Genomic DNA, 15,537 nt, shown 5'->3' on the forward strand with positions numbered 1-15,537 from the left:
GTGGCGCGCGCCCTCCTCATCGTGCTCGATTCCGTCGGGATCGGCGGCGCCCCGGATGCCGCCGCCTATGGCGACACGGGCTCCGACACCCTCGGCCACATCGCGCAGGCCTGCGCCGACGGGCGCGGCGACCGGCCGGGCCTGCGGGCCGGGCCGCTGCGGCTTCCCCATCTCGCCGCCCTCGGCCTCGGCCTCGCCGCGCGGGGCGCCACGGGTGCGGTGCCGCCGGGCCTCGACCCCTCGGGCGAGCCGGAAGGGCTCTACGGCCACGGCGTCGAGACCGCCGCCGGGAAGGATACGCCCTCCGGCCATTGGGAGATCGCGGGCCTGCCCCTGCCGGAGCCCTGGGGCACCTTCCCCGATGCGAGGCCCGCCTTCCCGGCCGAACTGATCGACGCCCTCGTCACGCAGGGCGGCGTGCCGGGCATTCTCGGCGATTGCCACGCCTCGGGCATCAGCATCGTCGAAGAGCTCGGCGCCGAGCATGTCCGTACCGGCAAGCCGATCTGCTACACCTCGGCCGACAGCGTGTTCCAGATCGCGGCGCACGAGGAGAGCTTCGGACTCGAACGGCTCTACGACCTCTGCCGCACGGCGCGGGTGCTCTGCGATCCATACCGGATCTGCCGGGTCATCGCCCGGCCCTTCGTCGGCTCGGCCGAAGCCGGCTTCCGCCGCACCGCCCACCGTAAGGACTTCGCCGTGACGCCCCCCGGCCCGACGCTCCTCGACCGGGCGGAAGAAGCGGGCCGCGAGGTGGTGAGCGTCGGCAAGATCGGGGACATCTTCGCCCACCGCGCCACCGGCCGCGAGGTGAAGCCCGGCGCCAACGCCGCCTGCCTGGATGCCGGGCTTGCCGCCCTGCGGGACTTGGCCGAGGGCGGGCTCGTCTTCGTGAACCTCGTGGATTTCGACACCGAGCACGGCCACCGCCGGGACGTGCCGGGCTACGCGGCCGAACTCGAAGCCTTCGACGCCCGCGTGCCCGCGATCCGCGCCGCCCTTCGGCCGGGTGATGTGGCGATCATCACAGCCGACCACGGCAACGATCCGACCTGGACGGGCACCGACCACACGCGCGAGCAGGTGCCGGTGCTCGCCTTCGGCCCCGGCCTCGCGGGCAGCGCCATCGGCCGGCGCGACAGCCTCTCCGACATCGCCGCCTCCTTCGCCCGCCATCTCGGCCTTCCCGCCGTGGGGGCGGGCAAGCCCTTCCTGTAGGAGCGTTTCATGTGGGACGACGACACGCCGCGCAAAGCGCCGACGCACGAGATCGGCCAGCCCCTCGACACGCTCTCGCTCTCGGACCTCGATGAGCGGATCGCGCTGCTGCGCGCCGAGATCGCCCGCATCGAGGCAGCCCGGGCCGCCAAGGAGGCCGCGCAATCGTCGGCCGATTCCTTCTTCAAGCGGGGTTGAGATGGATCGCACGGCCACGTTGGCGGCCCTGCGCCGGGGCGACCTCGCGGGTACGCGGGAGGTCCGCCTTCCCGATGGGCTGTCCGAGTTTCCGGCCGAACTGTTCGGGCTGGCCGACACGCTCGAAGTGCTCGATCTCGGGCGCGGCCGCTATGCCCTGCCGGACGATCTCGGCCGCTTCCGCGCCCTGCGGGCCCTGTTTTGCTCCGGCACGCCCTTCGCACGGCTGCCGCCGGCCCTCGGCGGCTGCGAGGCGCTGAGTCAGATGGGCTTCCGGGGCTGCGGCATCGCCGATGTGCCGGCCGAAGCCCTTCCGCCGCAATTGCGCTGGCTGACCCTCACCGACAACCGTATCGCCACCCTGCCGGATGAACTCGGGCGACGCCCACGCCTTCAGAAGCTGATGCTCTCCGGCAATGCCCTCGACCGCCTGCCGGAGAGTCTGGGCGGGCATCGGAACCTCGAACTCGTCCGCTTCGCCAGCAACCGCTTCGAGCGTCTGCCGCCCTGGCTCGCCGAGATGCCGGCGCTGGCCTGGGTGTCCTATTCCGGCAACCCCGCCGAACCGGCGAGCCCGCCCGCGGAGGCGCCCCTCGTCCCCTGGGCGGATCTCACCGTGGGGCCGCTCCTGGGGGAGGGCAGTTCCAGCTGGGTCCACCGCGCGACGTGGCGCGGCGAGGTCGCGCTGAAGCTGTTCAAGGGCGCCATGGGCAGCGACGGCCTGCCCGAGCGGGAAGTCGCGGCCTGCCTCGAGGCGGGAGATCATCCGGCTGTGATCGGCGCCCTGGGCGGCGTCACCGGCCACCCGGAGGGGATACCGGGCCTGCTGCTCCGCCTCGTCCCGGCGGAATGGCCGGTGCTCGCCGGGCCGCCGAGCCTCGCGAGTTGCAGCCGCGACGTCTACGATCCGGCGCTCCGGCTCGGCGCGGATGCCGTGCGGCGCCTCGCGGGCGGCATCGCCTCGGCCGTGGCGCATCTGCACGGGCGGCGGCTGATGCACGGGGACCTCTACGGCCACAACATCCTCTGGGACGGTCGCGACGGCGAGGCGGTTCTGGGCGATTTCGGCGCGGCCTCGACCCTGCCCGAGGGCGAGGCCGGACGGGCCCTCGCGCGGATCGAGACCCGCGCCTTCGGCATCCTTCTCGACGAGCTTCTGGCCCTCTGCGCCGAGGCGCCCGACAGCCTCCACGACCTCGCGCGGGCCTGCACCCAGCCCGACGCGGCCACGCGGCCCGCCATGGCGGATGTCGCCGCGACCCTGCAGTGAAGGCGTCACGGGCTCATCCGCTCTGCGTCAAAACCTCGCCGATTTGGCCCCCTTTCACTCTCCGCCGGTTGGCCCGAGAAGGCTGGCCGAGCGAAAGGGACCGATGGCGGCGCGACGAACGATAGCGGTCTGGGGGATGTACGGCGCGTTGCTCGCAGGTAGCGGCGAGGCGGGGGCCATCGACGCGAAGCCGGAACCCGCCGTGCCGGCGGCCAAGGTGACGCTCGGGATGCTGAGCGTGAAACCCCTCGGCGTCGATCTCCCCTGGGATCCGCGCATCTGCATCGGGTGCGAGCCCAGCCACGGCCCGGCGCAGGGTTGGCGCCGGCGGCATCGTCGCCGCTAGGCGCGCCGAACCCTAGCGCGGGGGCGCGGCGTCGATGGCCGACAACTCGCCTGGCGGCAGGGCGGGTCCGCCGGCCTGGACCTGGATCGTCGTCCCCGTCCCACGGGCGCGGTTGGCCAGCGCCACGGTCAGGCGCTCGGCGGCCTCCGGCTGCATCACGGCCAGGATCTCGGCCATCTTGCGCGGGTTCATCGCCACCACGAGGGGCACGAGCACGTCGTGGCCGAGGCGGTCGAAGACCCGCGCGGCGTCCTTCGGCTTCATCGTCTCGTACATGGTGACGATGCTCTTGAGGCCCTGCTTCTCGGCCTCGTCCTTCGCCTTGGCGGCGGCATCGACCTTGTCCTCGGCCTTCTTCAGGTCGCCGATACCGGTCTCGACCTTCTTCTCGGCCTCATCGAGCATCTTCTCGCGCAGGTCGAGTTCGTCGCTGCGCTGCTTGAGGGCGTTGCGGCGAGCGCCGAGCTTTTCGAGGAGCGCCTTCTCGCTGGGCGATGCCTGATCCTGCGCGGGAGCCGGTGCCTCGGGAGGCTCGGCGGCAGGCTTCGGCTCCTCCTTCTTCGGCTCGACGGAGCCGGTGGTCTCGGGGTCGGGGATCTCGTAGCCGGTGCGCGCCTTGGCGATGGCCCGCGCGAAGGCGGGCAGGCTCGCCTCCGGTATCCCGGCCTGCGAAAGCGTCAGCAGCTTCAGCACCAGCAGCGTCCCCGCCGCGATGGCGACGGCATCGATCAGCCGCAGCTTCAGCGGGCGCACCGGCTTCAGCCGCGAGCGCCGCAACGCCGTCTGCGGCTTGGCGGCGACCTTGGTGCCGGCCTTCACCGGGACGGCCGGCTCCGGCGTGGTCTTGGTCGTGGGGCGGGGGCTCATCAGGCGGCGCGGGCGCGGACGCGGGCCAGCGCCCGCTCGGTCATGGCGAGGGCGGCGGCGGCGGCGGCGCCCAGGCGCTCGCCGTTCGGGCCTTCCGCGATCGGGGTGGAACCGGGACGGGCGGGCGTCTCGGCCTTCGGTTCGGCCCGCACCTCGACGGGGCGCGGCGCGGCCGGCGCGTTGCGGGCACCGGAGACGATGGCGGCGATGCGGCTCAGCACGGCCTCGCCCGCCTCGACGCCGCCCGCCAGCGTCGCGGTGCAGGCCTGCGCCGCCTGGATACGGTCGGCGAGGGTGCGGTCGCACTCGTCCAGGGCGCTGCGCAGGCCGGAGATGGCGCGCTCGGCATTGTGGGTCGCGACCATCAGATCACCGATGGTGGAGCGCAACGCCGACTCGTCGCCCTTCATCTGGCCGATCCGCTTGGACAGGCGCACGGAGGAGACGATGGTGGCGGCCAGCAGCACGGCGACGAGCAGGTCGGCGAAGAGGGTGACGAAGAGACTCATGGCGGCCTACCCGTCCGTGCGGTTGTTCATGGAGGCCTCGTAGGCCTGGAGCGTGGTCCGGGAGCGCCGCAGGGGGCGCGTCACCTGCACCGCGATGTTGCCGTCCACCCGGCCGATCCGCCCTTGCGTCAGCGCCCAGTCGCCGCAGCGCACGGTGACGAGATCCGAGGGCTTGGCATCGAACATCAGCGTGTCGCCAACGCGCAGCCGCATCACGCGCTTCAGCGGCAGCATCATCTCGTGCAGCACCGCCTCCATGGCGACGTCGGCCTGCCAGATCTCGGTGGCGAGGTGGCCCTCCCACACCTGATCGCGGCCGAGCTTCTCGCCCATGAAGCTCTGGGTGAGGAGTTCGCGGATCGGCTCCAGCGTGGCGTAGGGGAACAGGATCTGCATCCGCCCGCCGCGCCCATCGACGTCGAGGCGCAGGCCGATGAGGATCGCCGCGTTGCCCGGCCGGGTGATGGTGGCGAAGCGCGGGTTGGTCTCGATCCGGTCGATGAGGAAGCTCACCGGAGAGAGCGGCTGGAAGGACAGCTGCAGGTCCGCGAGGATGATCTCCACAAGGCGCCGCACCAGCGTCATCTCGATGGCGGTGAAGGGCCGTCCGTCGAGGCGGCTCGACGACCCGCCGCGCTTGCCGCCGAGCAGCAGGTCGAAGGTCGCGTAGGCGAGGTTGGTGTCGACGGTGACGAGGCCGGAATTCTCCCACGGATCGGCCTTGAACACGCCGAGCAGGGTCGGCAGCGGGATGGCGTTCACGTAGTCGCCGAACCGCACCGACGTGATGTTGTCGAGCGTCACCTCGACGTTGTCCTGGAACAGGTTGCGCAGCGAAGTCGACAGCAACCGGATCATCCGGTCGAAGACGATCTCCAGCATCGGGAGGCGTTCGTACTGGACGACGCCCGAATCGACGATGGCGCGCACGCCCCCGGCCCCGGAGGCCGAGAGTTCGCGCATGGAGAAGCCCAGAACGCCGTCGATCTCTTCCTGGTTCAGGATGCGATCGTTGCCGGCGAGTTCGGGGAGGTTGTCGCTCTCCCCGTCCTCGATCATCGTCGCCCATTCGGCGGCGACGTCGCTGGCGTTGCGGGTGGTGCCCTGTTCGGCGAGGGCCGCGCCCCATTCCTCGGCGAGCGACGCGTCGCCGCCCTCGGCGCCCTGCTCAAGCAGTGCGGCCGACCAATCGTCCTCCTCGACCTGATCCTCCGGTTCCATCACCGCCTCACTGGATGATCAGATCCTTGAACAGCACCGCGTCGACCTTGGCCGGGTACACGGCGACGTTCACGCGCTTCAGAAGCTCCTCGCGGAGGCGATAGACGCCCACCGACCCGGCGAGGTCGCTGGCGCGGATCTCGCGCATGTACATCTGCAGGGTGTCTTCGATGCGCGGGGCGAGGGACTTCACCTCCTCCTCCAGCTTGGGATCCTTCATCTCCAAGCTCACGCGCAGCTTGGCGAACTTGCCCTTGTCCTGGCCGGCATCGGGGCTGAGGTTGATGATCATCTCGCGCAATTCGATGAAGGCGATCTGCTTCTTCGCCTCGCTGCCGCCGCCGTGACCGCCGCCGCCATGCGAGGAGGCCTGCGCGGCGCCGTCGCCGTCCTTGGCCACGCTGCTTCCGCCCTTCATCAGGAAGAAGCCCGCGCCGCCGCCCACCACCACGAGCAGCGCGGCGGCCGCGATGATGATGAGCTTCTTCTTGCTCTTCGGGGCCGCGTCGGCGCCGCCTTCACCCGGTTCGGCGCTCGCCTTCTTGGGCTTCTTGGCCATGGGGCCGTCACTCGCGAAGCTGAATGGAGGATCGTTGCGGTCAGGTATCGGCAGATGCGGTTAACGCGCCGTTAAGGAGGCAATTTCTGCCGGGCCGGCTTTGCCGCCAGGACTGTTCATCGTGGCACCCCACCGCCTGCCGTGCTGAACAAGTGGTTGCGTTGACTGATCAAATTGCCCCGGCCCGGACTGGCACGGGAGGTGCTGATTGTCCTGTCGCCCCGGTCGTTCGTGGGCGCCAGAGTTCACGATGCAGAATGCCCTCTACGTCGGCGTGTCGAGTCAGGTCGCGCTTCAGCGCGAGCTCGACGTGATCGCCAACAACATGGCGAACGTCTCGACCACCGGCTTCAAGAGCCGCAACAGCCGCTTTCAGGAATACCTGATGCCGACGGCGCGGGCAGACAGCTTCACGCCGCCCGACCGGCGCATCTCCTACGTGATCGACCAGGGCACGACCCTCAACGTCGATCAGGGCCCGGTGGAGCAGACCGGCAACCCCCTCGACATCGCCGTGAAGGGCACGGCCTTCATCGCGGTGCAGACCCCGGCCGGGGAGCGCTACACCCGTAACGGCGCCCTCACGGTCAACGCCCAGGGCCAGCTCGTGACGAGCGACGGCTTCGCGGTAGCGGGCGAGGGCGGGCCGATCGCCGTCAACCCGCAGGAGACCGGCCTCTCCATCGGCACGGACGGCACGGTCTCGACCAATCTCGGCATCCGGGGCCGGATCAAGCTCGTGACCTTCGCCAACCCCGGCAACCTCGTGAACGAGGGGGCGAACCTCTACTCGTCCACCGCCCCGGGCCGGCCCGCCGGCCTCGACGGGCGGCTCGAATCCGGCGCCCTGGAGCGCTCGAACGTCAGCCCCGTCCTCGAAATGACCCGGCTGATGGACGTGAACCGCTCCTACGCCCTCGTGACCAGCATGATCTCGCGCATGGACGAGCTTCGCGGCTCGGCCATCTCCAAGCTCGCCAACGTGGCCTGAGGTAGCATCCGATGCGCGCGCTCTACTCTGCCGCCACCGGCATGGCGGCCCAGGAACTCAACGTTCAGGTCATCTCGAACAACATCGCGAACCTGCGCACCACCGGCTACAAGCGCCAGCAGGTCCACTTCCAGGATCTGCTCTACCAGAACATCCGCCGGGCCGGCTCCTCGACCTCCGAGCAGAACACCCAGCTTCCCGCCGGCCTCGCCCTCGGCTCGGGCGTGAAGACCACCTCGACCGCCCGGGTGATGTCGCAGGGCACCCTCAGCTCCACGGAGAAGGATTACGACGTCGCGATCCGCGGCGAGGGCTTCTTCCGCGTCACCCTGCCGGACGGCCGTACCGCCTACAGCCGTGACGGCTCCTTCGACCTGTCGGCCTCGGGCCAGCTCGTCACCCGCGACGGCTACCTCGTGGACCCGGCGATCACCGTACCGAACACCGCGACCTCGGTGACGATCAGCGCGACCGGCGCCGTGCAGGCGACCCTGCCGGGCCAGACCGCACCGCAGGCTTTGGGACAGTTCCAGCTGTCGCGCTTCGTCAACAAGGTCGGCCTCGAATCCATCGGCGACAACCTGTTCGTCGAGACTGCCGCCTCCGGCCCCGCGATCAGCGGCCTGCCCGGCGCGGAGGGCTTCGGCAACCTGCAGCAGAGCTATCTCGAAGAGGCGAACGTCAACGCCGTCACCGAGATCTCGTCGCTGATCGCGGCACAGCGCGCCTACGAGATGAACTCGAAGGTCGTGACCGCCGCCGACCAGATGCTCTCCACCACGTCCCAGATGTTCCGCGGCTGATGGCCGGCACGGGATCCTTCACCATGATCGACCAGCACTTCGCCCCCCACGACGACCTTGCCGAGGTGGTCCTCAGCCCGATCACGCAGCCGCGCCGGCCGCGCGCGCCCCTGCCCGCACCGGGCATGCTGATCCGCGCCGCCCTCGCCCTCGTCCTCTTCGTGATCTTAGGCGCCGTGGCGGTGCCGGCCATGGCCGAGACCGCCGCCCCGCGCCTGCGCGGCGACGTGACCGCGAAGACCGACATCCTGACGCTCGGTGACCTCGTGGAGAACGTGCCGCCGGCGCTCGCCGACCGCCCGCTCTTCCGCGCCCCGGCCCTGGGCTCGACGGGCACGATCCAGTCGCGCCGCATCATGGAAGCCGCCTCCGGCCTCGGCCTCGGCCCGGTGGAGACCGGCGGCCGGCTACAGATCGCCGTGCAGCGCGCCGCGCGTCGCGTCGGCCCCGCCGAGATCGAGGTGGCGCTGAAGCGCGGCCTGGAAAACGGCTTCGGCTTGGAGACCAGCCTGATGACGATCCGCCTCGACGGCGAGGCGCCCTCCATGCTCGCCCCCCTCGACCTTGCCGGGCAGGCCACCGCCATCGACATGGTCTACGACCAGCGCTCGCACCGGGTTTCGGCCCTGGTGAGCCTCGGCGACCGGCAGGCCTCGCTGCGGGTCTCCGGCGTGGTGGTGGAAATGCGGGAGGTGGCGGTGCTCGCCCGCGGCCTCAACCGCGGCGAGCCGATCCGCGAGGGCGACCTCGTGCTGGAGAAGCGCCCGCGGGACGGCGTCGGCACCGACGTGCAGTCCAGCGTCACCGCCGCCCTCGGCGAGGTGGCGCAGCGCAGCCTGCCCGCCGGCTACGTCCTCCGCGAGGGCGATACCGCCAAGCCCGACCTCGTGGCGCGCGGCGAGACCGTGACCATCGTCTACTCGACCCCCGGCATCAGCCTGTCGATGCGCGGCCTCTCCAACGACGCCGGCCGGATGGGCGCCGTCGTGAACGTGGTTAACGTTGCCTCAAAGAAGGTGCTGCAGGCTACGGTCATCGGCCCCGGCCGCGTGTCCGTCGGCCCCGGCGGCGGCCCGCAGCTGCAGGCCAGCGCCGCCACGACAGCCCTGCGCTGATCGCCCCTTTCGCGTCGAGGAGTTCCGCCGATGCGCCTGATCGCCCGTCTCACCACGCTCGCGCTGCCGCTGGCGCTCGGCGCCTGCAACACGGCCGACCGGCTCGCCAACATCGGCGCGACCCCGGCCCTGTCCGCGATCCAGGACCCGACCGCCCAGCCCGGCTACAAGCCGGTGCGGATGCCCATGCCCGACGTGCAGCCGGTTTCCTACGCGCCGAACTCCCTGTGGCGCACCGGCTCGCGGGCCTTCTTCAAGGATCAGCGGGCGGCGAAGGTCGGCGACCTGCTGACGGTCAACGTCGTCGTGACCGACAAGGCGAACATCAGCAACGAGACCAAGCGCTCCCGCGCCAACACCGAGAGCTTCGGCCTGCCGAACGCGGTGGGCCTTGAGAACTCGACCCTCGGCAAGGCGGCGGGCGTCGGCGGCAGCGCGCTCCTCAGCGCGACCTCCGCCACCGCCAACGACGGCGCAGGCTCGGTCCAGCGCGCCGAGACGGTGACGACCAACGTCGCGGCCGTGGTCACGCAGGTGCTGCCGAACGGCAACCTCGTGGTCGAGGGCAAGCAGGAAATCCGCATCAACTTCGAGGTGCGCGAACTCGTCGTGGCGGGCGTGGTGCGGCCGGAGGACATCGCCGCCGACAACACCATCGATTCCACCAAGATCGCCGAATCCCGCATCGCCTATGGCGGACGCGGCCAGATCACCGACGTTCAGCAGCCGCGCTACGGCCAGCAGCTCGTGGACATCATCCTGCCGTTCTGAGGCCAAACCCGCCGCCTAGCCGGCCTCCTCCGGCTCCGGTCCCCGCGTGGCGTCGAGGCCGCTGCCCGTGCCGGGGAGGGGGCCGGTCTTCACCGGGGCTCCGGTGCGGGCCGAGTCGTAGATCGCCTCCATCAGGATCTGGTCCTGAAGCCCCTCCTCACCGGGGGTGTGCGGCTTCAGGTTCTCCTGGATGCAGCGGGAGAAGTGGTCGATTTCCAGGGCGAACTGGTTCTTGTGCGCCAGGATCTTCTCGTCCCGCGCCTCGCTCTTGCCCTCGGCCCGGCCGACGAACAGCCGCTGTCCGCGATAGGCGAAGGCGTTCTGCAGGTCGAAGGCCCCGGCCTGGGTATGCACCGTCAGTGCGCGGGACTCGTGCACGCCGTAGCTCGCGATGCACTGGGCGATCGTGCCGGAAGGGAAGCGCAGGGTGAAGGTGATCGTCTCCTCCACCTCCTTGAACTTCGGATCGTCGGGGGGCGAATAGGCGATGGCCTGCACCGAGTCGGGCTCCTCGCCGAGCAGCGCCCGCGTGCCGTTGAGGCAATAGAGCCCGATATCGGGAAGCGAGCCGCCCCCCGCGAGGGCCTTCTTCAGGCGCCATTGCTCGGGCAGGCCCGTGGTCTGGCCGTTGAACGCCTGGATCAGCCGCGCCTTCCCGAGGCTTCCGCCGCGCACCTCTTTGGTGAGCGCCCGGTTGAACGGCTCGTACTGGCAGCGATAGGCGATCATCAGCTTCATGCCGGCCTTGGCGCAGGCCTCGATCATCTCCCGGCATTCGGGGGACGAGACCGCCATCGGCTTCTCGCAGAGGACGTGCTTGCCCGCGCCGGACGCCGCCACGACGTTGTCCCGGTGCACGGCGTTCGGCGTCACGACGTAGACCGCCTGCACCTGCTTGTTCTGCTTGAGCCGGTCCCACTCGTCGTAGCCGTAGACCGCATCCTCGGGCAGGCCGTGCTGGCGGGCCACGAGCTTCGCCTTCTCCGGGCTCCCCGACATCAGCGCCACGAGGCGCGAGCGCTTGGTCTCGCCGAAGGCCGGCAGGATCTCATCGAGGGTGAGGCGACCGAGGCCGACCACGCAATAGCCGACCCGCTGCTCCGGTGGCTGCGGCGCCGGGCTCGGCGGGGGCGTCGGATCGCCGGAGCCGCGCCAGTTCGGAAAGAGGACGCGGTTGCCCTGGACGGCACCGGTATCGGCGGGGACGGACGGGCCGGGGGTCGCCGCCTGGGCGTTGGCACCGCCAAGCGCCGCGCCGGCCAGGGCGCCGCCTGCCGCGAGGAGGCTGCGCCGGGAAAAGCGTTCGTCGTCCGCCATGGGGCTCCGCTCGTCGAATCGGGCTTCGGGAACCCGGCCCAGCGAGACGGGGTTCCGGCCCGCGACGGATGTCCTCAGTGCACCGCGTCGCCCGGCCCGACGACCAGGGCCGCCTGCAAACGCGCGATCTCGGCGTCGCGGGCCTTCAGCGCCTTACCGTTGGCGAGGGTCCCGGCATCGTTCTCGAATTGGACGCCGACCGCGTCGCCGTCCCGCCACACGATGCGGCCGAGGCGGGTCTCGCCCCGGATCGGCACCCGCAGCGTCACCCGGTCGGGGAGGATCGCCCCGGAGGCGAGGCGCAGCCGCGCGCCGGTCAGCGAGACATCGCGCACCGTGCAAGCGATCTCCGGGAGGAAAGCCGCCGTCTCGACGAAGCCGCCGAGCAAGACCCGGCGGCGGGCTTCATCTCTCCGTTCCAACATCACCAGGTCCTCCTCACGAGTCCGTGAGCACTGGTAACGGTTTCTTCACGATCTGGCTGCGCTCACCGGCGAACAACGTAAGGTCATGCTTAATGCGAGGGCGGGCCGGTCGGCGGATCGTTGACCTCGACCTCGCCGCGTTGCTGCAATTGCAGGGCGACGAACCAGCACAAGGAAGCCCAGGCGGCGCCGACGCACCAGCCGGCCACGACATCGCTCGGCCAGTGCACGCCGAGATAGATCCGGCTGATCCCGACGAGCAGCGTGATGCTGACGCCGAGGGACAGGACGAGCGCCTTCACCCGAGGGTTGCGATCCACCCGCGCCATCAGGATCGCCAGGGTGAGATAGGCGATGGCCGACATCATCGCGTGCCCGCTGGGGAAGCTCGCGGTGAACACCTCCATCCCGTGCGGAACGAGATCGGGCCGGGGCCGGTGGTAGAACAGCTTCAGCACCGTCGAGACCAGCTCGCCGCCGCCCACAGCGCCGACCACGTAGAGGGCGATCCGCCGCCGGTTCGACAGGGCGAGGTAGGCTGCCACGGCTGCCGTGACGAACACCACCGTGAAGACGCTGCCGAGCCCGGTGATGTCGCGCATGGTCTCTTCGAGCCAGCGCGGCCCGATGGGATCGGACAAATCGTTGGGGTTGCGCAGGGCCAGCAGGATGCGGCGGTCGAGGGCTTCGGTCGACCCCTCGCCGACCTCGTGGGCCAGGGCGAAGAAGCCGTAGCCGAGGGTGCTCAGGCATAGCAGCGCGACGAGCGGCCCGACCTCGTTCAGCCGCAGCCAGAACCACACGGCCGTGGCGCGGCCGGTGATCGGGTTCTGCGCCAATGTCCTCGGCACCCTCATTGCCCGTGTCTCCGCCCGCCCATCACGCGTTCTCCCCGAACGGGATGCGCGCCACCCTGTCCCACGGGCCGCCGAGGTAGCGCCAGAGCATGACGCCCGGCGCCGTGAACCGGAACGGCGCGAAGCCCGCTTCGAGGGCGGCGTGGAGGGCGCGGGCGGTTTCGGGCGAGACCTTGTTCTGCACGGTGACGTGCGACCGCCAGCCCTGGCGGTCCTGCGCGGTGAGCCAAGGCTCGAACTCGCGGGCGAGCCGCCCCCGGAACGTGTCCAGCGCCTCCGATTGCAGGACGTAGGCGACGCCCCGGCCGGTGAAGCGCAGGCCCGTCACCGCCACCTCGGGCGGCGGAACGGTGCGGGCCAGCGCGGTGATCGCCTCCAGCACGCCGCGCTCCCTATCCCCCGGCAGATGGTGGAACAGGGTCGAATGCGCGGGGATGTGATTCAGCTTCTCCGGAAAGTGGCGACGGCGCTCGCCGTCGAACCGGGTGAAGGTGTCCTCGTCGAAGGCGAGGGTGAGGATGAGGGGAGGCGACTCTTGCATCATTCGCGAGATGGCGCGCCCGGTGCTTAGGTCCAGTAGAGAACCCGCGCGCCGGGCAGGGTGCGGGCGATCTCGTCAGTGATCGCCGCACGCATCGCGTCCATCTGCGGCTTCGGTAGCACGTATTTCACCGTGCCGAACTTCGTGAACTTGCGCGTCCGTTCGGCCTCGTCCAGCGGCAGGTCGGAGCCGGGATACCAGCCCTGCAGCACCTCCTTCGAGCCGGGCGTGAACCGGTGGGTGATGAGCTCCGTGGTGAGGTCGAGGTTGGGCACGCCGGAGAGGGCGTCGGCCGCATCGCGGATCAGGCCGGCATAGGCCTCCTGCCAATCCGGGATCGGCAGGATCGGCGCGATGGTCAGCCCCACGGGATACCCCGCCAGGGCCACCTGCCGCAGGGCGTCGAGGCGGGCGTCGAGCGGATCGGTCCCGCCCTCGTAGCGGGCGGCGCCGCGCGCGTTCACCGAGAAGCGGATGCGGGTGCGTCGCCCGTGGTCGAGGCCGAGCAGCGGCGCGACGGCGGCGAACTTCGTCGTGAAGCGCAACTGCACGGGCGCGTCCCACCCGCCGAACCGCTCGATCGCCGCCGAGAGCGAGCCCGTCAGGTGCTCGATGGCCAGGGGGTCGGTGTAGCAGGACGCCTCGAAGGTCGTGCCCTCGGCCGCCCGCGCCTCCGAGGCCGAGGTGACGTTGCCGCGCCCGAGATACGAATCGAGGTTCCCCAGGATGTCGCCGAGATTGGCATAGGCCCGCGTGACCGGCGGGCCGGAGAGCGACCCGGCGAGGTAGCAATACTGGCAATGGGCCGGGCAGCCCTCCGCGAGGTCGAAGCGCCAGTCGGCCGAGGGCGGGATCGGCTGCAAGCGCAGTTTGGTCGGCGGGGCGACGGTGATCGCGAGCGTCGTCTTCGCGTCGGTGTAGGCGCGGCGCGGGTCGGCCTGGCGCGGCAGGCTCAGCCGGTTGGCGGCGAGCCGTTCCACGGGCAGGCCCATCGCCTCGATCCGCGCGACCATCGCCCGGCCGTGGGCGTGGTCGAGGGCGGCGGGCGTCACCACCACCCGGCGCGGACGCCACAGGCGCGGCGCGCGGGCGCGGCGTGCCTCGGGGAGGGGGGATGCGACGGCCATGTCCATGCGGTGCGAACGCCGCAACCACTGGGCGAGGTCCGGCTTTCCGACGCCGGAACGTGCGGCTAAAGCTCCCCGCGATGGCCGAAACGGACAAGCCCCATGTGCATCTCGGCCGCGACGGCTGGCTCTTCCTCATCGGCGGCAGCAACCGCGTCATGGACCGCTATCGCGGCCCGCTCGCGCAATGGTGGCAGCTGCGCCGCTGGTCCCGGCTGATCGCCGCCCGCGCCGCGCGGGCCGAACGGCTCGGCATCCGCTGCCTGCACGTGTTCGTGCCGGAAAAGCTGTCGGTCTACGACAACAAGACCGATGGCCTGCGCTACGACCCCACCCATGCCTCGACGCGGCTCCTCGCGCGGCGGCTCGGCCGCAGCCATGCCTATCTCGACCTGCTCGCCCCGCTGCGCGCCGCCCGCGACGGCGACGTCCCGCTCTACCTGCGCACCGACACCCATTGGTCGCTGGAAGGGTGCCTCCTCGCCTACCGCACCCTCATGCGGGCGCTCGGCGCCACGCCGCCCGCCGACATCGCCGCGCGGCCGAGGGTCGAATGCCCGGAGGTGATGGACCTCGGCGAGAAGCTGGCCGAGCCGCCGGTCGAGGCGGTGGAGCGCATGGCGATCCTGCGGGACGCCGCCCGCGTCGAAACCGGCCCCCTGCTCGCCGCCTACGAAGCAACGGGTCGGGCCGCCGATCTGCATACCGGCGCACATGTGGTCTACCGCAATGCAGCGGAGAACGCCGATCCGCGCCGTCTGGTGCTGTTCGGCGATTCCTGCGCGCATTTCGCGCCGTTCATGCTCACGGGTCTACTGGCCGAGAGCTTCCGCGAGGTGCACTTCGTCTGGTCGTCCAGCCTCGACTGGCACTACATCGAGGCGGTGAAGCCCGATATCCTGCTCTATGAGCTGGCCGAGCGGTTCATCGCCCGCGTGCCGACCGACGATTACGACGTCGCCGCCGGCACCCGACGCGGCGCGGCGGCGAGGCCGCTGCCGGGTCAGTAGATGGCCGGATCCATCATCACAAAATCACCGGACGAGGCCTGCGTGGCCGGCACGGGCGCAAAGGCGATTCCGAGCATCAGCACGAGGATCGTGGCGAAGCAGGCGAGGGTGGCCGTGACCGTGTCCGCGTGCCGCCGCAGCGCGTGGATCGCCATGCAGCCGAGCGTGAAAAGGGCCGCCTCCGCGACGGGCGCCAGCGCGGGGATCATCAGGGAACTCCTCGTGTCATGAAGTATCGGTTGGGCGGGCGCAGAGCACCGGCCACGCCACGGACGATGCCGTGTTTTGCTGCGCCGCAACAGAGGTTCCGCCGCAAATCAGGTCTGCGCGGAGCGGGGCGAAGCTGCACTTTCCCTCGACGGCGGCACTCCAGCGCCTAATTCAGGGCA

General features: G+C 70.7%; 19 protein-coding genes. 9 read left to right on the forward strand and 10 right to left on the reverse strand.

From position 1 onward, the window contains the following. The 4 genes from AAHF99_RS13060 (at position 1) to AAHF99_RS13075 (ending at position 3,035) form a co-directional block, all read left to right on the forward strand. Positions 1 to 1,221 (forward strand): phosphopentomutase, encoded by a 1,221-nt coding sequence (locus AAHF99_RS13060; protein WP_342164787.1) that lies wholly within the window; start codon positions 1 to 3, stop codon positions 1,219 to 1,221. Between the two features lie 9 nt (positions 1,222 to 1,230). Continuing rightward, a complete protein-coding gene (locus AAHF99_RS13065) occupies positions 1,231 to 1,419 on the forward strand; it encodes a DUF1192 domain-containing protein (protein ID WP_342164788.1) in 189 nt (62 codons plus the stop codon). Position 1,420: 1 nt separating this feature from the next. Then, positions 1,421 to 2,689, forward strand: coding sequence for a leucine-rich repeat-containing protein kinase family protein (locus AAHF99_RS13070; protein ID WP_342164790.1), 1,269 nt, complete (start codon positions 1,421 to 1,423; stop codon positions 2,687 to 2,689). A 148-nt stretch (positions 2,690 to 2,837) separates the two neighbouring features. Continuing rightward, a complete protein-coding gene (locus tag AAHF99_RS13075; protein ID WP_342164791.1) occupies positions 2,838 to 3,035 on the forward strand; it encodes a hypothetical protein in 198 nt (65 codons plus the stop codon). Between the two features lie 12 nt (positions 3,036 to 3,047). Here the strand turns inward: AAHF99_RS13075 and AAHF99_RS13080 are convergent, their stop codons facing one another. The 4 genes from AAHF99_RS13080 to fliL are packed head-to-tail and all read right to left on the reverse strand — an operon-like array spanning position 3,048 to position 6,191. Further along, complete coding sequence (locus tag AAHF99_RS13080; protein ID WP_342164792.1) at positions 3,048 to 3,902, reverse strand: MotE family protein; 855 nt, start codon at positions 3,900 to 3,902, stop codon at positions 3,048 to 3,050. Continuing rightward, the gene (locus tag AAHF99_RS13085; protein WP_342164793.1) at positions 3,902 to 4,411 is read right to left on the reverse strand and encodes a DUF6468 domain-containing protein; all 510 of its coding nucleotides are present in this window, start codon (positions 4,409 to 4,411) and stop codon (positions 3,902 to 3,904) included. Before AAHF99_RS13085 ends, AAHF99_RS13080 begins: the two co-directional genes overlap by 1 nt. Positions 4,412 to 4,417: 6 nt before the next feature. Further along, positions 4,418 to 5,632 carry a flagellar motor switch protein FliM gene (fliM, locus tag AAHF99_RS13090; RefSeq protein ID WP_279597774.1) on the reverse strand — a complete coding sequence of 405 codons (1,215 nt, stop codon included), beginning with the start codon at positions 5,630 to 5,632 and terminating at the stop codon, positions 4,418 to 4,420. Between the two features lie 7 nt (positions 5,633 to 5,639). Continuing rightward, a complete protein-coding gene (gene fliL / locus AAHF99_RS13095) occupies positions 5,640 to 6,191 on the reverse strand; it encodes a flagellar basal body-associated protein FliL (RefSeq protein ID WP_342164795.1) in 552 nt (183 codons plus the stop codon). A gap of 250 nt (positions 6,192 to 6,441) precedes the next feature. Here fliL and flgF point away from each other — a divergent pair, with 250 nt between their 5' ends. From flgF to flgH, 4 genes are read left to right on the forward strand one after another with little or no spacing between them, the layout of a single operon-like run. Beyond that, a complete protein-coding gene (flgF, locus tag AAHF99_RS13100; protein ID WP_342164797.1) occupies positions 6,442 to 7,182 on the forward strand; it encodes a flagellar basal-body rod protein FlgF in 741 nt (246 codons plus the stop codon). Positions 7,183 to 7,193: 11 nt separating this feature from the next. Further along, positions 7,194 to 7,985, forward strand: coding sequence for a flagellar basal-body rod protein FlgG (gene flgG, locus AAHF99_RS13105; protein ID WP_342164799.1), 792 nt, complete (start codon positions 7,194 to 7,196; stop codon positions 7,983 to 7,985). Between the two features lie 23 nt (positions 7,986 to 8,008). Continuing rightward, entirely contained in the window at positions 8,009 to 9,100 is a 1,092-nt protein-coding gene (gene flgA, locus AAHF99_RS13110; protein ID WP_342164800.1) for a flagellar basal body P-ring formation chaperone FlgA, read from the forward strand. Between the two features lie 30 nt (positions 9,101 to 9,130). Next, a complete protein-coding gene (gene flgH, locus AAHF99_RS13115; RefSeq protein WP_342164802.1) occupies positions 9,131 to 9,871 on the forward strand; it encodes a flagellar basal body L-ring protein FlgH in 741 nt (246 codons plus the stop codon). Between the two features lie 15 nt (positions 9,872 to 9,886). Here the strand turns inward: flgH and AAHF99_RS13120 are convergent, their stop codons facing one another. The 5 genes from AAHF99_RS13120 to AAHF99_RS13140 all read right to left on the reverse strand — a co-directional run bounded on the left by AAHF99_RS13120 (position 9,887) and on the right by AAHF99_RS13140 (position 14,138). Beyond that, positions 9,887 to 11,188, reverse strand: a complete 1,302-nt coding sequence (locus AAHF99_RS13120) for a Gfo/Idh/MocA family protein (RefSeq protein ID WP_342164803.1) — start codon at positions 11,186 to 11,188, stop codon at positions 9,887 to 9,889. A 74-nt stretch (positions 11,189 to 11,262) separates the two neighbouring features. Continuing rightward, on the reverse strand, positions 11,263 to 11,613 hold the full coding sequence (locus tag AAHF99_RS13125; RefSeq protein WP_342164805.1) for a PilZ domain-containing protein: 351 nt from the start codon (positions 11,611 to 11,613) through the stop codon (positions 11,263 to 11,265). An 89-nt stretch (positions 11,614 to 11,702) separates the two neighbouring features. Next, the gene (locus AAHF99_RS13130) at positions 11,703 to 12,470 is read right to left on the reverse strand and encodes a phosphatase PAP2 family protein (RefSeq protein WP_342164806.1); all 768 of its coding nucleotides are present in this window, start codon (positions 12,468 to 12,470) and stop codon (positions 11,703 to 11,705) included. Between the two features lie 22 nt (positions 12,471 to 12,492). Then, positions 12,493 to 13,011 (reverse strand): 2'-5' RNA ligase family protein, encoded by a 519-nt coding sequence (locus AAHF99_RS13135; RefSeq protein WP_342165006.1) that lies wholly within the window; start codon positions 13,009 to 13,011, stop codon positions 12,493 to 12,495. A 26-nt stretch (positions 13,012 to 13,037) separates the two neighbouring features. Further along, positions 13,038 to 14,138 (reverse strand): SPL family radical SAM protein, encoded by a 1,101-nt coding sequence (locus AAHF99_RS13140; RefSeq protein WP_412759880.1) that lies wholly within the window; start codon positions 14,136 to 14,138, stop codon positions 13,038 to 13,040. 80 nt (positions 14,139 to 14,218) lie between these two features. Here AAHF99_RS13140 and AAHF99_RS13145 point away from each other — a divergent pair, with 80 nt between their 5' ends. Then, positions 14,219 to 15,148, forward strand: coding sequence for an alginate O-acetyltransferase AlgX-related protein (locus AAHF99_RS13145; RefSeq protein WP_342164808.1), 930 nt, complete (start codon positions 14,219 to 14,221; stop codon positions 15,146 to 15,148). On the opposite strand, the gene AAHF99_RS13150 is transcribed toward AAHF99_RS13145, so the two are convergent. Next, entirely contained in the window at positions 15,142 to 15,357 is a 216-nt protein-coding gene (locus AAHF99_RS13150) for a hypothetical protein (RefSeq protein WP_243953990.1), read from the reverse strand. The genes AAHF99_RS13145 and AAHF99_RS13150 overlap by 7 nt on opposite strands. Between the last annotated feature and the right edge of the window lie 180 nt (positions 15,358 to 15,537).

Origin of the sequence: Methylobacterium litchii (genome assembly GCF_038442315.1) — a bacterium.
Taxonomy (GTDB): Bacteria; Pseudomonadota; Alphaproteobacteria; order Rhizobiales; family Beijerinckiaceae; genus Methylobacterium; species Methylobacterium litchii.